The organism is Paractinoplanes brasiliensis (assembly GCF_004362215.1).
In the GTDB taxonomy this organism is placed as follows: Bacteria; Actinomycetota; Actinomycetes; order Mycobacteriales; family Micromonosporaceae; genus Actinoplanes; species Actinoplanes brasiliensis.
In genome coordinates this window covers 3,525,211-3,543,295 of sequence record NZ_SNWR01000001.1, presented here as the reverse complement: position 1 = coordinate 3,543,295, position 18,085 = coordinate 3,525,211, and the positions used below count along the sequence as shown (strand labels likewise).

At 67.6% G+C, this 18,085-nt stretch carries 9 protein-coding genes; 4 read left to right on the top strand and 5 right to left on the bottom strand.

Features of this window, described 5'->3' with window-relative positions:
* Positions 1 to 85: 85 nt before the first annotated feature.
* Together C8E87_RS15820 and C8E87_RS15815 are read left to right on the top strand one after the other, a co-directional pair.
* Positions 86 to 1,390, top strand: a complete 1,305-nt coding sequence (locus tag C8E87_RS15820; protein WP_133873808.1) for an aminotransferase-like domain-containing protein — start codon at positions 86 to 88, stop codon at positions 1,388 to 1,390.
* An 8-nt stretch (positions 1,391 to 1,398) separates the two neighbouring features.
* On the top strand, positions 1,399 to 2,358 hold the full coding sequence (locus C8E87_RS15815) for a D-alanine--D-alanine ligase family protein (protein ID WP_239080233.1): 960 nt from the start codon (positions 1,399 to 1,401) through the stop codon (positions 2,356 to 2,358).
* Here C8E87_RS15815 and C8E87_RS15810 read toward each other — a convergent pair.
* Complete coding sequence (locus tag C8E87_RS15810) at positions 2,318 to 3,415, bottom strand: aminoglycoside phosphotransferase family protein (RefSeq protein ID WP_133873806.1); 1,098 nt, start codon at positions 3,413 to 3,415, stop codon at positions 2,318 to 2,320. The genes C8E87_RS15815 and C8E87_RS15810 overlap by 41 nt on opposite strands.
* A gap of 1,348 nt (positions 3,416 to 4,763) precedes the next feature.
* Positions 4,764 to 5,558: a hypothetical protein gene (locus C8E87_RS15805; protein WP_239080760.1), complete on the bottom strand. Its 795-nt coding sequence runs from the start codon at positions 5,556 to 5,558 to the stop codon at positions 4,764 to 4,766.
* A 1,175-nt stretch (positions 5,559 to 6,733) separates the two neighbouring features.
* Here C8E87_RS15805 and C8E87_RS46355 point away from each other — a divergent pair.
* Entirely contained in the window at positions 6,734 to 6,859 is a 126-nt protein-coding gene (locus tag C8E87_RS46355; RefSeq protein WP_275409186.1) for a hypothetical protein, read from the top strand.
* A 2,375-nt stretch (positions 6,860 to 9,234) separates the two neighbouring features.
* Here the strand turns inward: C8E87_RS46355 and C8E87_RS46350 are convergent.
* A complete protein-coding gene (locus C8E87_RS46350; protein WP_275409185.1) occupies positions 9,235 to 9,369 on the bottom strand; it encodes a hypothetical protein in 135 nt (44 codons plus the stop codon).
* A gap of 4,483 nt (positions 9,370 to 13,852) precedes the next feature.
* On the opposite strand from C8E87_RS46350, the gene C8E87_RS15795 reads away from it, so the two are divergent.
* Positions 13,853 to 14,086 (top strand): hypothetical protein, encoded by a 234-nt coding sequence (locus C8E87_RS15795; RefSeq protein WP_133873804.1) that lies wholly within the window; start codon positions 13,853 to 13,855, stop codon positions 14,084 to 14,086.
* 1,087 nt (positions 14,087 to 15,173) lie between these two features.
* Here C8E87_RS15795 and C8E87_RS15790 read toward each other — a convergent pair.
* Together C8E87_RS15790 and C8E87_RS15785 are read right to left on the bottom strand one after the other, a co-directional pair.
* Positions 15,174 to 16,259, bottom strand: coding sequence for a ParB/RepB/Spo0J family partition protein (locus tag C8E87_RS15790; protein WP_133873803.1), 1,086 nt, complete (start codon positions 16,257 to 16,259; stop codon positions 15,174 to 15,176).
* Entirely contained in the window at positions 16,256 to 17,371 is a 1,116-nt protein-coding gene (locus C8E87_RS15785) for a ParA family protein (protein ID WP_438866176.1), read from the bottom strand. The genes C8E87_RS15790 and C8E87_RS15785 overlap by 4 nt, the downstream gene beginning before the upstream one ends.
* Positions 17,372 to 18,085: the final 714 nt, after the last annotated feature.

The following is an 18,085-nucleotide window of genomic DNA, read 5'->3' as shown; positions in this document are numbered from 1 at the left end:
CAGTGACCGGTTAACGGAGGGCTTCTGTCGTAGCACCCGGCTAGCATCAGGCTCGTCCCTTTCTTTCTTGTGAGGTGAAGCCCGGATGAGCGGCACAACCCAGGACGACTACACCGATCGGTACGCGCGGCGGGTACGTGGCATGACCACCTCCGAGATCCGCGCACTGTTCGCAGTGGCAAGCCGTCCCGAGGTGGTGTCGCTGGCCGGCGGCTCGCCCTACATCGCCGCCCTGCCCCTCGACGCGGTGGGCGAAATGCTCAACCAGCTCGCCGCCGAGCAGGGCGCCCACAGCCTGCAGTACGGCATCGGCCAGGGCACGGTCGACCTGCGCGAGCGCATCTGCGAGGTGATGGCGCTCTCCGGCATCAGTGGCGCGTCCCCCGACGACGTGGTGGTCACCGTCGGCGGCCAGCAGGCGCTCGACCTGCTCGCCCGTCTCTTCCTCGACCCGGGCGACGTGGTGTTGGCCGAGGGCCCGAGCTACGTCGGCGCGCTGGGCGTCTTCCAGGCCGCTCAGGCCCAGGTCAAGCATGTGCCGATGGACGACGACGGGCTCATCCCGGCCGCCCTCGAGGAAGCGATCGCCGCCGTCGAACGGTCCGGTCGCAAGGCCAAGTTCCTCTACACGATCCCGACGTTCCAAAACCCGGCCGGTGTCACGCTGACCGACGAGCGGCGCGAACAGGTGCTCGACATCTGCGAGCGCGCCGGCTTGCTGGTGGTGGAGGACGACCCGTACGGGATGTTGTCGTTCGAAGGTGAGGCGCCGCGGCCGCTGCGGGCCCGTCGCCGCGAAGGCGTGTTCTACGTAAGCACGTTCTCCAAGACGTTCGCGCCCGGGCTACGCGTCGGGTGGATCCTCGCACCCCACGCCGTACGGGAAAAGCTGGTGATGATGAGCGAGGCGAACGTGCTCTGTCCGAGCGCGTTCGCGCAGGGTGCGGTGACGCAATACCTGTCGACGATGCCGTGGCAGGAGCAGATCAAGGTCTATCGCGAGATCTACCGCGAGCGCCGCGACGCCATGCTCACCTCACTGCGTGACCTGATGCCGCCCGGCACGACGTGGACCCACCCGACCGGTGGGCTGTTCGTGTGGGCGACCCTGCCCGAGGGACTCGACTCGAAAGCCATGATGCCGCGGGCCATCGCCGCGCGCGTGGCCTATGTACCGGGAACAGGTTTCTACGCCGACGGCACCGGCACGTCCAACATGCGGCTCAACTTCTCGTTCTCCTCACCCGAACGGATCCGCGAAGGCATCCGGCGGCTGTCCGGCGTGATGGAACAGGAACTGGCGATGCGCGCGGTCTTCGGGTCGGGCTTCGCGTCCACGCGCCGTCGGGGCACGGCCGCCGCGGATGCGCCCGGTCCCGACTTGGCATGATCTCTTCCATGGTTGCGGGTGACGATGTGCGCGTGATGGTTCTGGCCGGTGGCCTCTCCTACGAACGGGACGTCTCGCTGCGCTCCGGCCGCCGGGTGCTCGACGCTTTGCGAGCGGCCGGCCTCACCGCCGAGATGCGCGACGCCGACGTGTCGCTGCTGCCCTCGCTGCAGGAAGACCCGCCCGACGCCGTGGTGATCGCCCTGCACGGCGCCACGGGGGAGGACGGCTCGCTGCGCGGCGTGCTCGACCTGTGCGGCGTGCCCTACGTCGGCTGTGACGCGCGGGCCGCCCGCCTGGCCTGGGACAAACCGTCGGCGAAATCGATGCTGCGCGAGGCCGGCATCCCGACGCCCGACTGGGTGGCGCTGCCGCACGACCGGTTCTCCGAGCTGGGCGCCGTCGCGGTGCTCGACCGCATCGTCAACCGGCTGGGGCTGCCGCTGATGGTCAAGCCGGCCCAAGGCGGCTCGGGTCTGGGCGCCGCGGTCGTGCGCGAGGAGTCAGCTCTGCCGCCGGCGATGGTCGGTTGTTTCGCGTACGACTCCACGGCGCTGGTCGAGAAGTTCGTGCCCGGCATGGACGTGGCCGTCTCGATCGTCGACCTGGGTTCGGGCCCGCAAGCCCTCCCGGCCGTCGAGATCGTCCCGCGCGACGGTGTGTACGACTACGCCGCGCGCTACACGGCCGGGCTGACCACGTGGCACACGCCGGCCCGCTTGTCGCCGTCGGTCGCCGCTCAGGTCTCCGAGACGGCGCTGGCCGCTCACAAGGCGCTGGGGTTGCGTGACCTGTCCCGGGTCGACCTGATCGTGGGGGAGGACGGGTCGCCGCACGTGCTGGGCATCAACGTGTCGCCGGGGATGACCGAGACCTCGCTATTGCCGCTCGCTGTGCAGGCCGCCGGGGACGATCTGGGCCACATCCTCAAGACGCTGGTCGAGCGGGCCGTCGCGCGAGCCGGATGAGCAGGTCGTCCAGAGTTTCGGCGAGCTGATCGAGTCGAGCCCTCGTAGCGGCGACCTGCCCCTCCGAGCCATTCTCATCCGCAGTGTCGCCGGCCCGGCAGTGCTCGTCCGCGTCTCCGCCGGCCCGGCAGTGCTCGTCCGCGTCTCCGCCGGCCCGGCAGTGCTCGTCCGCGTCTCCGCCGGCCCGGCAGTGCTCGTCCGCGTCTCCGCCGGCCCGGCAGTGCTCGTCCGCGTCTCGGCCGGCCCGGCAGTGCTCGTTGGCGTTGACGCCGTTCCTGTGGTCTCGCGAATGACCGGTGTTGTATTCGTCCCCACCGCAGTTGGCTTCGGCGCTGAAGTCATCGCGGCTGTTGTCGGCGCGGCTGTTGTCGGCCCGGCTGTTGTCGGCCCGGCTGTTGTCGGCCCGGCTGTCGTCGGCGTTGTAGTCGAGCCAGCCGCCTTGGGCCACCACCCAGCCACCGAAAATCCACGGTTCCGCCGGGACGGTCAGGCGACTGTGCAGCTCGTAGGTCACGATCGCTGCTCGGAACGCATCCGGGTCCCGGTCGGCCCAGTCGAGCGCCAGCCCCACCGCCTCATGGATCGCGCTGATCGGGCCGGCTGCGTCCCAGTCGACGGCCATCAGCCGGCCGTCCCAGCTCCGCAACGTGTTCTTACGGTCGAGGTCGCGGTGGCTGTCCACCACCAGGGTTCGGCTCGGGTGCCCGGCGACACGCCGAGCCAGTCGACCGAGCGCGTCACCCCACCGATCACCGTTCCAGCAGGTATCAGGCGTGCCCTGCAGCCGGGGACGTCCAGCGGCGTGAATGCCGGCCAGCAACTCGGCCGCCTGCCGTACGGTGGCCTGTCCCGGCTGCCCGTCGACCCACCGATTGGCGCGATAGAGGTCGCCACCGTCCCGAAGCAGGACCCGCCCGTCCACCGCTATCGGTTCGGGCATCGGCACCCCGCTGTTCCAGGCGCGCCACTTCACACCGAACGCTGCTTCGACATTGTCGGCGAACTCCGGCCGGTGAGCGTTGACAACCATCCGCTTCACGGCGAAGTCCCCAGCCACGGTCCGCACCCGCTACAGCTCGTTCGACAATCCACCCGGCACCCGTACGGGGTCATCCACCAACCGCCCCAACCCGAAGCGCTCGACAACCCGCGCGATACCCATCGCCCGATCCTGACCGGTACGCCCTCACCCGGCGACCCGTTATCCCAGCGCTCGAACCCGTCGCTCCTCCTGGCGCCCGAACGTGTGACGAGGAAGTCGGCGACCCGGCTGCCCGGCACTCCAGGCATCACTAACCGAAGCCCTCACCGACCCTCCGGACAGACCCGGCCTCAGGTCGAGTGGATCGGGAGCACGTGTAGCCGATCCAGGGCGTGTCCGGAGACTGCCAGCCCCGGACGATCAGGTCGCCGAAAATGGCTGACCAACACCACAATCGAGCAGCCGGACCGGTCGGCGAGTCTTCGTTGCCTGTGCCCCGCTGTCACCAGCGACGCCCGGCCAATCGGCAACGCCGCCCAGCCGCCTGCCTCGATCGTCGAGGCCGTCGTGACCGCTTGCTGCACGGACGCTTGAGGTGGCCGATGTCATCCAGCCACCACCGAATCAGACCCGAACCCCGGCACAAGAGTCAGCCAAACCGGTTCTGTCAGAGCCATTCTCTCAGGATTTCTGGCCCACATGATCTAGCACCAACCGCAGTCCAAAATCTCCAGAATGACGTTTCGACGCCGCGCCGCCGTCGCTACGAAAACGGCCGTCTGGTCTCACGTCCACGGAAAGGCGGAAGTGGTCGATGCTGCCATGCTTATCGGCAGCTGGTCAGCGTTTGATCATCGCGCTGGCCGTCATCCCGTCGGCCGGCGACGTGGGTCACCCAAGCACGTCCCGACCCGTTACCGGACGACCGGCCCGGACCATTCACCCAGACGACTCGGCCATAAGCGAACTGGGTGCTCACCGACGCCCCACGCGTCCGCGGGCCAGTTCCCCGCCCAGAAAGCGGTTGACCCCGGCGGACCCACCAGCCCCAGACGGTCCGTCCTGGACCACCCCGGCCCGGCCTTGACCACCCGGGCCCCAGTTCACCCCGCCGCAGACCAGCGACCCGGACCACCGACTGCGGATCCGTCCGGCCCGGGCGACCCAGCCCTAGACAACGCCGACTCCCACAAACCCGACCGCGGACGATCCGGCCTGGCTGCCCAAGCTCCGGACCGCTTTGCGACGACCTGTTCTCGGGCGGGCCCTAATTGGCATCGCCGACGATCGCACATGTTGGCTGGGCCTGGCCGCGCTGGTCACACCAGCGGTGGGGGCACATGGGAATCGGCCCACGTCGTCGGCTTCCGGCTTGTCCGGGCCGGAGTTGATTGGCGCGAGGCTGTTCACGCGTACGGGGAAGTCAGGAGTGGCCTGGTGTGTCGGTCTGGCCGGTGTAGGGGTGCGGCGCCGTTAGGGCAGCGCCGGAAGTCTCGGCTGGGGTGCGCTGCGTGGGGATGGACTCGCTGACGGCAGGATCGGCTGGTGACTGCCGCGCGTCCACATCGTTGAGTGTGTTCGGCCGGGGAGCATCGGCGGCCGGGGGAGCGCTCGGCTGATCGGCCGGCTTGTCTTCGGAGTAGTCGATCGTGGAGGGGGACTCCCACTGGATGTGCGGCGGCTCGGCGAGGGCTGTACCGCCGAACTCAGCCAGCCACGCGGCGACGTGCGCCAGGTTTTGGCGCCACTGCTGCTCGGGAATTGCCGGCAGGATGTCGTCCCACAGCGTGAGGAACGTACCGCGGAGTTGAAGCCGGCCGTACGGACGAGCCAGGAACCACATGTGAAGGTGAGCGGAGCCGTCACCCCAGCGATTCACGTGGACTCGGGCCACCCCGTCGAGCGAGCGGATGGCGCGCTCGAGGCGGACGGTCATCACGCCGAGCTCCGCGGCGAGCAGGTTGGGAAGGTCGCCGATGTCGAGGTGCGAGCGGCACTCCAGGATGAGGACCACCGGCAGGCCCGTTGGCCGATCCATCGCCCGGACGCGCCAGCGCTCACTGACCCAGATGTACGCCTCGTCGGGGGTGTTGCAGGCGACGCAGTCGGCGGCATCCTCCCCACTGCGCGGCGGCTCCACCTCGACCGGCGCGGCGAGTGGCTTGACCCGCATGTTGCCCTCGAAGGGGAACGAGGGCCAGCGGGTGAAGTCCGGCAGCGGGGCGATGTTCTCAGGCACGACGTGACCTTAGCCGAGGCCAGAGCCGCTGTCCCGGGTCAATTTTGCGATACGTGTCTGCTCCGCGCACCCAGAGTCCGCCATAGCCCCGTCCACTCGTTCTACGTAGATCATCGTCACCGTCTGTGGGCATAACCGCACGCCGAAAGTTATCCACAGAAGTTATCCACAGGCTGGCCGGTTTCACGTGAAACACGACGTCGCAGGCTTGCTCGCCCTGTGGATACTGCGGTGGAGATCGGCCACCACATCTACGCCGTTTCACGTGAAACGGTCCGCACCCCTTTCTCAACAGGAGTTACCCACAGCCTGTGGATAACTCCCCGCGAGCCAGCCGCGACTACCCGAGCGCGCCCGCAAGCGGGTGGTCAACGGCGCTCACTCGGCCTCGTTCCAGATCAGCAGAGCTACGAAGAGCGGATGGCTCGTGCACGGCGTTGGCCCCAACGGAACGCCCGATCAGCCGACCCGCATGCGACACCAGCACCCACTCGTCATCTCGAAATCGCGATCCTCGCTGACTCTGGAACTTTCCTTCACCGCTTAGGGCCTTGTCGTGCTGACCGGTCCGGTCGAGCCATGTTGGCTGTAGTCGCCGGATTCCTGCCGGTCGGCAGATCCACAGCAGATAGGTGAAGAGATCTCACGTGCCCACCTGCGCTCGTCGAGCCCCTCGCGTCGTTCCTCGACGAACTGGCGTACATCACCCTGGATTCGCCGTCGGAGATACGTGCGCTCACGGTTCCCGACGGGATTACCCGAGCCTGACACTGCCGACGAGGAACCCCGTAGCCCGAAGTGGGTATTCACGCCAACGACGTTCTCAGCGGCGAAACGTCGCGGCGGCAAGCGGTCGTTGACGGTGTCCCAACAGCAGGAAAGAAGGCCGTACGCCCGTGAGCGTGTTGACCGAAGAGCGACCCGACATCCGAGCAACGGCTGACCCGGCGCGGAGGGCAACCGCCATGCTCACCGCGCCGGCGGAACTCCGCTGGATGCTAGTGAGGTGGCCACCGACGATTACCGGGTTGGCGGTGGCAGTGCGGCGATGTCCCGGGTCAGACCGTGGCGGGGTAGGCGTCGCAGGTTTGCCGGCCGGTTGCCGTACCCCGGGTTCCGGCTTTTGCTAGTCGTATGTTCAGTGGTCATGTGACATGGCAGTCACATGCCTCGACGTTATGACGTCGCGCCGGCCCGTCGTGCACCGCACCGCCCGGATCGGCCTGCGCCTGATCCGCCAGCAGCGCCGCTGCTACGGGCTCGCTGCGCTCAGCCGGTGACGTGTGGGCCTGCGTGCTCGAGGTCAACACCTGCACCGGCGACGCTGTGACAAACCGGTCGCGGGTGTGCCGGTTGCTGGCCGCGTCGGGGCCTGGCACGTTCGGCGAAGCGCCTGGATCGGCTGGTTCCCTACCGCCCGAGACGGTGCGGCCGGTGACGTTGCTGTACGACGCCGACCGACTCTGGATCGACATCACCGCCCGCCGGACAGCCCGTGGCCGCCTACCCGCCGGGCGCGGGCCGGACCGGCCCGAGTGGCCAGGGTAGATCACCACCGGAACCCGGTCGGCGCTGCGACGCTACTCCGACGTCCGGTCCTCGGCCGCCGCCCGCCGCCCGCCGGCCACACCGAGGTGCGCTGCCCCCGCCGGCGCGCGTTGATGCCGACCCGCTGGAACCGCGGCACCTTCACCCCTCACCGGCCACCACCTCCGCCTACCCACCGCCCGCGTGGTTACGTAGGCGACAACGAGCGCCGAATGTCGGCCACGGTGGGCGCCACCCGGCAAGATCAATGTCGCTGAGTTCGAGCGCCACCGCAGATCGGCGGCAGTCAGGTGGCCTGCGACGATGCGGGTGGCCGGAAACCCAGGAACACCATGCCGGGTCGTCGTTGGCCGGCGCTGGCGGTCAGCGACAGGTGGCTCTCGGTGTCACCGACAAAGCCACCCGCGGCTGGTACGCCTGGATCGGCTGGTTCCCTACCCACCCGAGACAGTGCGATCGGTGACGTTGCTGTTCGACGCCGACCGACCCTGGATCCGACATCACCGCCCGCCGGACAGCCCGTGGCCACCTACCCGCCGCGCGCGGGCCGGACCGGCCCGAGTGGCCAGGGTCGATCACCCCTGGAACCCGGTCGGCGCTGCGACGCTACTCCGACGCCTGGTCCGCGGCCGCCGCCCGCCGCGAAGCCGGCCACACCGCGCTACCCCCGCCGGCGGCGCGCGTTGATGCCGACCCGCTGGAACCGCGGCACCTTCACCCCTCACCGGCCACCACCTCCGCCTGCCCACCGCCCGCGGCTGGTACGCCTGGATCGGCTGGTTCCCTACCCACCCGAGACAGTGCGGTCAGTGACGTTGCAGTTCGACGCCGACCGACTCTGGATCGACATCACCGCCGAACTCCCCGAAACCGCGTACCCGTCCGGTGCCGGGCCGGCCGGACCCAGCCCGGGTGGCCGGGGTCGATCTGGGGACCATCCACCGGACGTGGGCGCTGTCGATGCCGGAAGGCCAGCGACTTCAGCGCATCACCCAGCCGCTAAGGATCCGGTCAGAACTGCGCCGGGTGATTGTGTGTTGCTGTCGACTCAGGGCCCAGTCGGCGGCGGACATCGCGCACATGCTCAAGTCCCGACGAGTACGTCTTGGCGGCGGCGCGGACCGCGCTCCGGACGCTTGGCTCGTTCTCGCTTCGTGGGTGCGTTTCACGTGAAACGGTGCTGTGCAGAGTGAGGATGATCGCCGTCCGATGGGAGCTCCACCTTCGCTCGCGGAATCGCCGTCCTCAATCGGAACGGCAGCCGGCATCCCGAACTCACTACGTAAGCACCTATGAGCGCCCTTGCCAACGTGTCTCAGAGCAACCATGCGCAACAGAGAGGGGCAGCGGTCACCCGGGACGCAGACCTCGACTGGCGGATCACTAAATAACGGCCGAACTCATCCCCCATGAGGCCCTGACTTCTTGAGGTCCCAGGCTTCGCCAGGCCGGAAGGAGTCCTTGGGTGTCGACGCCGCCTGAACCAGCTTCCGGGGCGGCGACCCCTATTCCGCCGCCGACCCCGCCGACGGCAGCGCGCTGCTGGTCTCCGGGCGGGCGATCCGGGCCGAACACCGCCTGCACCTGGCCGACACCCGACACCGCCGCCGGCCACGCCCCGGCCCCGCCCCGCCAACGCGGGTCACGACGATGGCGCAAGATGCGGCGCCGGGTCTGCCTGGTCGAGGCCCGGCGCCGCCGCCGGACCCGCCAAACCCTGCAGGAAGCCACCACGATGCTGATCGGGTAGGCAGTCAAGAAACGGATCGGCACGTGGACCGTCGGGGACCCGCGCGGGGTGCTCGAGATACCGGCAGGTCGGCCGCACAACCTACGGCTACGGCAATGGCAGATCGGCCGCACCCTGGCCCTGCTGCAGGACAGGCCACTCTGGCCGGGATCTGGGCGCAGCTGCTCGACGAACGTGACAACTCGTCGACCTGCCCCGCCTGCCAGGCCAGGATCGTCAAACCGCGGGGCAGGCGGATGGTCTGCCCGCACTGTCCGTTCGCCGGACATTGCGATGGTGCCGCGACGTCCACCACTGCCACCCGCACCCCGGGCGGCGCCACCATCACCCCGAACCCTCCCGCGTCCTCGGGGGTGGTCACGCACCGTCGAGCCGGACGACACCTCCCCACTGCCCGACCAGCACGGCGTGACCCACGCCGCAGACCACCGACGGTGTCGGGGTCCCTTGGCCGGTGAAGGCCCGCACCACCCCCCGTTGGCGGGGAGTCACTCGGTCACGATCGTGACCGCGGATCCACAACCACACCGGACCCAACCCGGCAAACGTTCGTGGACACCGCCCTACTGAGCATGCTGACCGGAGCGCGGAACCTCGCCGGCCGCAGAGGCAGACGAACCTGCGCGGCACCCGATTGGACCCCCGGTGACTCGGTCGAGTTCGTGGCGCCCGCGCTGTGTCTCGTCCCCAGCATCGTGGCGAACCGGGTAGCTGTTCCTGGTCGCAACGCGGCCTATCAGGCCAGCCATTGGTCCTGGGCAAACGAGAGCCGGCCGGCCACAGCGGTCAACACTGACCGACTGGTTGAACCGGCTTCCCTACCAACCGGACAGGGCCGACTGTTCACACCGCAGGATCCGCATGAGTTGCCGCGCGCTCACGCCACGGCCTCCCGGATTCCAACTCCACGAGTCCTCCTCACTCGGACAGCCGCCTTTCCTTGTGCCACGGACGGGGTATGGGCGCTGACCAGTGACCGGCTTGACCCCCCAAGAACGGGACCTTGCCGCTGGCGTTCTCGACAGCCCGCGAGGCAGGAGGTTGCACACATTGCGCACTGGTTTCACACCACCTATGCGACTCCCGCCGCGGTCGCGCCTTGCGATTCGGCGCGTCTGCCCGGCGCGAACCACACCACGGCAATAGCGGCCCTCACCATGGGTACGACGCTGGTGTCGGCACCCTGATCGACTTGACCCTGCTCGAGACCCAGCCGACCAGCAGCCCGTCGTACATCTGCCACGTGTAAGGCTCCCTCGAATAGACGCACCAGCCGTCTTCGTAACGCGGCCCTCTCCGGTCCGGCAAGACCTTCACCACGCACAGCCAGACGACACGGCGTGGCACAGCGGAGCATGGCAAGAGGATCCTGGCCCCTCCCAGAGCCGCGCCCTGTACGACGTGGACCCCACCCGACCGTTGGGCTGTTCGTAGGTGCTCCTGCCAGAGGTAGCCGCCTCCTGAGGCTCCTTGTGGATGTCGCGGGCCGGCAACCGGGTCATCACGACGGCACCAGTAGCGGGGCGCGATCTGGATCTGCGCGCCGTCGTGCGCTCGTTGAGGCACCCGCTAGCCATCGCTCGTTGAGGCACCCCGCGAGCCATCCGCCGACGGCAGAGACGGCGAGGGGCCTGGCGCGCCAGCTCACCGCCAGATTGCCTGCGCCGGCCAACCGTTGAGGAATGACGGCATCAGCTCACCACCGGAGAGCAGGCATCGGGCGCCGTGAACTTGTAGGACCACTTTCACACCAGAGTTGGAGGCCAGCGAGCGTCGAGGCGGAAGCATCGGGTGAACGACTCTTCGACGCAAGCCTGTTCCTTTTGCAGGACGTGCCTCTGGTCGCTGATAGCCGACAATGCTCCGAGCACGAGCTACTCGGACCGCGCAGGTTGGGCGACTGGTACTGCTTGGATCATTCACGTAGCTGCGCGGGGCCACACGAGGCACTCCGGCAGGATGCGGTCGAAGGAAGCCGGTAAGTCCGCTGTCGGCAAGCCAGCGCAACGGCCACTGACGACAACGTCGTCTGATGCGACGACAACTCGAACCACAGGTGGCGTCCGAGACGCAGACAGGCGCCCACGGCTGGGCTTAGCAACGGATCACGAGCACCCGCCAAAGCCGAGGACTCGAGGCCGTAGACGGACGACCCCGGAATACCTTCAGTCGAGGCGTCACATCCGGCCCGAAGCAGATGCCGTCGCATGCTCTCTGCAGCCCCTTCCAAGACACGTAGGAAGCCCTGCCAACTGGCTCGCTTCGTTTACGGGTCGGCGCACTACTTTGTCTACGCGCGCGCACCAGTTCTCAAACGCGAACACAGATGTCGCCCCCTTCGCGAGGCGCAACGGACTACGGCGTCAACCGCCAGCGCTCAACACTGCCTCCTGCAAGCCCCCCTCGCGCCGCAGCCGAAGACGGGGATGGACGCGGCCATGCGACCGCGGCAGCCGGTCCGCACCAACGACGGAGGTCTCAACCAACTGCCGCAGCGTTTCACGTGAAACGGGTCGTGGGCTGCGGGCTGGAAGTCGGGGGGGCTGGAGGCCGGGGGCAGGAGGCCGGGGCAGGAGGCCGGGGCAGGAGGCCGGGGCAGGAGGCCGGAGGACCGGAAGCCGGAGGACCGGAAGCCGGAGGACCGGACCGGAAGCCGGAGGACCGGAAGCCGGAGGACCGGAAGCCGGGGTTGATTTTGCGGCAGAAGGTTCACGTGAAACAGCGCGGACCAACTCGTGGCTCGGCGAATCATGGCCTCTGTTCTAGCTTGGGTCTACTTGCGGCTGTGCCGCTTGCTCTTCCGGCTGCGAGGGTCGACGTCAGGTCCGGACCGGGAAGGACGGGCGCATGGCCGTTTCACGTGAAACGGCGTGGACAAGCACATGGCTCGGCGAAATGATGGACTCTCTTCTGGGCTTGGGTTTACTTGCGGCTATGCCGGCTTGCCCTTCGGGCTGCGCAGGTCGACGTCAGGTCCAGACCGAGAAGGACGGGCGCATCGCCGTTTCACGTGAAACGGCAGTCAGGCTTCGTTGTCGACGTGCACGGCCGATAGGGAACGGCCGGCTATGCAGCACGGCGGCTCTGCTGCTCGGCCACCTTCAGCTTGGCCCCGCTCCTATGTCGGCCCTCGTTCACGTAGTGGGAGCGCCGCTACCGCAGGGATGTCGCCCAGTTCCGCCGGACTGAACCGACTCCATGAAAGAACCGCCTTGCCCTACCTGCACGGTCGGAGTCGCGATCGTTCGGCGGTCGCACTCCTACGAGCTAATGCAGAGGTGCCTCGTCTTCGATGGTTGGCCGTGTAATCCGCCGGTTCTCGAGGATGTTCGGACAGGCTCCTCTTCTCGCGGGCGGACGAAGCAGTTCTCGCTGGGGATGGAGACGTTGTACGGGGAGGCGGCGCCGGATAGGCCGAGGCTCGGAAGTGTTTGTGCGTGGGCGCAGTCGACTCCTTGAGGCCAGCCACTTCAGCGCATCACCCAGCCCCTAAGGACCCGGTAGAACCGCGCCGGGTGATTGTCGTGTTGAGCGGCTCAAGGCCCTGCCGCCGGCGGAGGTCGCGCATGTGTTCAAGCCCCGACGACGACGTCCAGCGGCGGCGCTCCGGACGCTCGGCCCTGCTCTCGTTTCGTTGATCTCGGTGCTCAGCGACTGAACCGGACGGACATGCGTGGGGCGCGTTTCACGTGAAACGGTGCTGTGCCGAGTGAGGATGATCCCTGCCTTGATGGGAGCTCCACCTTCGCTCTCAGCTTCGCCGTCCTCAATCAGAACGGCAGCCGGCATCACGAACTCCCTACATAGGTGCCACGAGCGCCCTTGCCAACATGTCTCAGAGCAACCATGTGCAACGGTAAGGGCCAGCGGCCACACGGGACGTGGAGCTCGACTGAGCGGGTCCCCCTAGAACGGCCGAACTCATCCCCCACAAGACCCTGACTTCTTGAGGTCCCAGGCTTCGCCAGGCCGGAAGGAGTCCATCGGTGTCGACGCCGCCTGAGCCAGTTTCCGGGCGTCCTTGACGCTTGGCGCACAGTCGCGAGAGGGCTCCAGCCCAGAAGAAGTCCAACCTTCCGCAAGTCGTGAACGCGCCCCAACAACCCTGCCGTTGACGCAGGAGGAGCACCCAGAGCCGGCAGAGTCAAGACAGGGCCACTTTGTTCGCCAGGATCCGGGCAGGCGCATCGACACGGCCGGAGCGGCAATCCGGTGCCAACGCGGCATGGAGACGCTCGTGCGGAGGCAGGCGATCGCGGCGACCGCCGTGGTCGTCACGCCCTTGCGGTCACAGGATCATCGGGTGGACCGGCAACCCTACTGGTGACTTCCTCGGTGCTGCCCGTCGTCGCCGCAAAGGGGGAGACCAGGCCCGCGGCGCTGCCGTGCCTGCTTCCGGGGATCATTACGGCGTCGGCCATGCACAGACGCTGGCGGGGCTGGAACCGGAACGCCCTGCAGGCTCTGCATGCTGGTTCGCGACACCGGGCCGCAGCGGGCCAGACTCCACACTCGTAGGAAAAGCCAAGGTCGGGATGATCAGCACGATTTCAAGAGAACTGCCGGCGCGCCCCTGCGCCGTGAGCCGTCTGAGCATGTGGCACTCCTGCACGAACACCTGGACGAGGCCGTCGGATCCGCGGACCCGCGCCTCGGCATCAAGCTCTCCTCACCGCCTCAGCATCCTGAGGCGCGGGAAATCCTGAGCAGGCTCAGGATTCCGACCGCTGCGGGCTCGACTCGGCGCTTCCTATGTGCGGTGGGGCCGGCTTGCATCGGTTCGATTCACGGCAGACCTGGTCCTCAACCTCACCTATCTCATCGCGGGCCCAATCTTCGACGGCGGCGGCAAACCGACCATCCCGGTCCGAATGGCTGCGGGGCTGTGGAGCTGCAGCGACTGCGCACCGTTGGTTTCACGTGAAACGACGCTCCACGGGAGATACGGCGTGCGGCGTTTCGCCCAGCACCAACCTTGGACGAGCCCTCTGAGATGGCGTCGCCGCACAGCGGCCCTGCGGTCGACCGGCTAGACGCGAAGCGCCCGGCCCTGACCCACCTGATGTACGCGCTCGCCGCCCACAACGGCACCGCCCGCCTGGTCAACGCCGAGTCGAGGGTGCAGGACTGGACCGGCCAGTTCGGGACCGGCGACCCGCATCGGGTGGACGACACGCTGCCGTCCTTCGGCCCAGAGCAGGTGCGCTGACGACGCCTCCGCCGCGACTTGCGCGCTGGCAGCAACGAGCCGCGCACCATGACCCGACTCGGTCTATCCCCCGTCCCAAGGCCAGAGGGGAACCGTCTCTTCCGAAAGCCTCCATAGAGACATGAGACTGTCAGTGAGTCGACCCCCGTGTGGATCGCCCTCCGGTAATCGGACCACCGCCCAAGCGAGTCGACCGACGCGAGGAGGACTTGCCCGAAAGCGATTCCTCGGGGGAACCGGTCCGCCCAAGCGAGTCGAGCCACGCTAGGAAAAACGGACTGCCCTAGGGCTGCCGCCGGGAGAACGGACGGCCAAGCGAATTGACCCGCGCGAAGAGGACGGCCAGTCCCAACGGCTACCCCACCCGACAAGGAACGAACCGCCGAGGGAAATCGGGCCCGCGGAAGCATCCAACCGCCAAGGAAGTCGGCCCACCCGCAGCAGTGCAAGGTGACCGCACTACCGCGAGCGCCGCCCGCCTGGGAGAGTCGATCCATCACGGAGACGCTGGAGCCGGCATCGCGGGCACCCGAGCCGTTCGCGAATACGCAACTGTAAACCTCGGCTTGCACAGGCGACGCCTCAACGCAGACATGTTCGTGCTCCGCGCTGACCGACGGTTGCCGGGTCATGCATCGACGTCGAGCTCCCCGAAGAGCGGCCCCATGTTCTTTGTTTGTGCAGCGTTCGCCCCTCCGGAACGGCGTGCGAGAATTCCTCGCAAAACGGGAATTCGAAACGTCCCGGAGCAAGATCAGGCCGATCCCGAAATCCCAGGAGAATGGCTCTGACAGAACCGGATTTCGGCCACCGAACCACATGGGCGCCGCTCCACTCAGCCCGCCTCGCCGCCGAAGGCGTCGACGTCGGCAGCTTGTAATTGCTGGCTACCTACTCAACGATCCCCACGGTACGACGCATAGCCAGTGACACTGCGCCGAGACCCACGGGAGGGCCTGGCGGTGGCCTCGGTGCCTCCGCCACGGCGTACGAGGGAAAGGGTTTGATGGCCGAAGGTTGAAGGACAAGAGAACGGGGCCCGCGATGATTCGCGAGCCCCGTTCGCGGGTCCAGGTCGAGCGGCGAATCACTCTTCGCCGTTCGTGCCCTCCTCGTCGACGCCGATCATGCCGACTATGCGTTCGAGGTCGTCGACCGTGGCGAACTCAATGGTGATCTTGCCTTTGTTGCGTCCTATATCGACCTTGACTCGGGTGTCGAAGCGATCGGACAGTCGCTCGGCGAGGTCGTTGAGGGCGGGGGCGTGAACCTTCGGTCGTCGGCTGGGGGCGGCCTTCTTGGCAGGGCCGTCCGAGATCGCCAGCGACACCAGCTCCTCGGTAGCCCGTACAGAAAGGCCCTCGGCCACGATGCGAAGCGCGAGCTTCTCCTGGCCCTCGGCATCGTCGAGACCGAGCAGTGCACGCGCGTGCCCGGCCGACAGGACACCGGCGGCGACCCGCCGTTGGACAGGGGCCGGCAGGTTCAGCAGCCGGATCGTGTTGGAGATCTGCGGACGGCTGCGACCGATCCGCTTGGCCAGTTCCTCGTGCGTGGCCCCGAACTCCTCGAGCAACTGCTGATAGGCGGCCGCCTCTTCCAGCGGGTTGAGGTTCGCCCGGTGGATGTTCTCGAGCAGCGCGTCCCGCAGCATGGCGTCGTCGCGGGTTTCCCGAACGATCGCCGGGATCGACTCACGACCGATCGCCTGGGCGGCCCGCCACCGGCGCTCACCCATGACCAGTTCGTACTTGCCGTCGCCCAGCTCTCGGACGACGATCGGCTGCAGAAAGCCGACCTCCCGGATCGAGGTCTTGAGTTCGTCGAGCGCTTCTTCGTCGAAGACGTGACGGGGCTGCTTGGCATTGGGCTCGATCGACGTAACCGGGATCTCGGCGAACCGGGCACCGGGAACCGGCGCCAGACCGTCCGTTTCCTCGGCGGCCGGCGAAACTGCGGGCGCGTCGACGGATGAGCCCTCGGAAGCAGCTGCTGACGGGCCTGCGGGAGTGGCGACAGGAGCAGCCACAATGCGCGCAGCCGGTTCGGCGGTCGCCGGTGACGGCGTCGAGGGAGTCGAAGCTTCCCCCGCACCAGCGCCAGGAGCGGCCGGCGCGGTGGGGATCAGAGCGCCCAGGCCGCGGCCCAGGCCGCCCCGTGGACGGTTTTTCATGCGGTGCCTCCCGTGTTGACGCCACGCATCGCGATCTCCAGGGCGGCCTCGAAGTAGCTGGTCGCGCCTCGTGAACCCGGATCGTAGGTCATCACGGACTGCCCGTAGCTCGGAGCCTCCGACACCCGCACGTTACGGGGGATGACGGCGTTGAGAACCTTGCTGCCGAAGTGGTTGCGCACGTCCTGCTCGACCGCGTCGGCCAGGCGCGTACGCCGGTCGTACATGGTCAGAAGGATTGTGGAGACATCCAGCGTCGGATTGAGGTGCTGGCGTACCAGATTGATGTTGTTGATGAGTTGGTTCAGGCCTTCCAGGGCGTAGTACTCGCACTGGATCGGAATGAGAACCTCTTGCGCGGCGCACAACGCGTTGACAGTCAGCAGGCCGAGCGACGGCGGACAGTCGATGAAGACGTAGTCGAATTGCTCCGGGTGCGCCGAGATGGCGCGCGCCAGACGGGATTCCCGAGCGACGACCGAGACCAGCTCGATCTCAGCGCCAGCCAGATCGATCGTTGCCGGGACGCACCAGAGGTTCGGGATGCCTTCGACCGGCTGCGCCACCTCCGAGAGCGGAATGTTGTCGATCAGGCAGTCATACACATCCGGAACACCGGCGTGGTGCGGCACATTGAGCCCGGTCGACGCGTTCCCCTGAGGGTCAAGATCGACGACGAGAACCCGGTTGCCGTGCAGCGCTAACGCGACGGCGAGGTTCACCGTCGTTGTCGTTTTGCCGACGCCGCCCTTCTGGTTCGCGACGCAGAGCACCCTCGGGTGGTCCGGACGCGGCATCGTGATCTCGCCGCTCGGGTTGAGGATCTGCACAGCTCGCAACGCTTCCATGGCTAGGGGCGGATCGTCTTCATCCCGGCCCGGCGTTTCACGTGAAACATGCTCGTCCGGGCTCAGGGCAGGCTCGACCGGGGGAGCGGGAGTACCAGAAACCGGAGAAGCGGAGACGGGAGCCGCGGACACCGGTATAGATGTCGAACCGACTGCGGGAGGACCCGAGCGAGGGGCAGGCGCTGGGCGGCGCGGCTCCTCCATGGGCGGCCCTGGTGGGGTCGGGGAGCCGTAGATCTGGCCACCGCCGGGATAGCTGCTCATGCGAGGCGAGGGCACGCCCTGTTCTCCGGTGTTGAATGCGCCACTATGACCGCCCGCGCCGGCTCCTGACGCGCGGTCGCCGTCAAGAGATGACTTGGTTTCACGTGAAACACCGTACTCATGCACCGTTTTATCCCTGTTAGTGAGGAACGGGTCGGTCGGCGACACGTGCGTTCCGGCGGCAGAAGTCCGGTCCACACTATCGACGCCCGGCCAGCCTACGGCCGTCGGGCGAGCCCCGCCATGGCCGACCGCCTGATGAGGCGAGTGCATCGTAGACACTTCCTCCTCGCCAGACGACTCGATCTTCACGCCGGTCGACACGTCCCCTGACACAGGGTTGACAGCCGCACCGTCTCCGGTCACTACGCCGGGACAATCCGACCAAACCTCCACAGCCTCGGCGGGACCATGCGACCCGTCCGTCGCCTCAGAGACAACCCGCTTCCTCGTACGCCGAAAAGCCCGCGACAACCGCAGCAGCGCAGCCCTCGCGCCTTGGCCTGAAATCGCAGAGGCCCGCCCCGCACCTCGCTCCCCTTCACAACGAGCGGCGTCAACGTCGGCTGAACTGGCACTGGTACGTCCAGTTGCAGCACCGTCGGCGCCGCGTGCAGTCGAAACGCAGCCAACTCCCGCAACATCCGAACTCGAGCCAGACGATTCGGTCGGCTCACTCGCCACCTCCCGGTGGGCAACCGCAAGCTTCGGCGC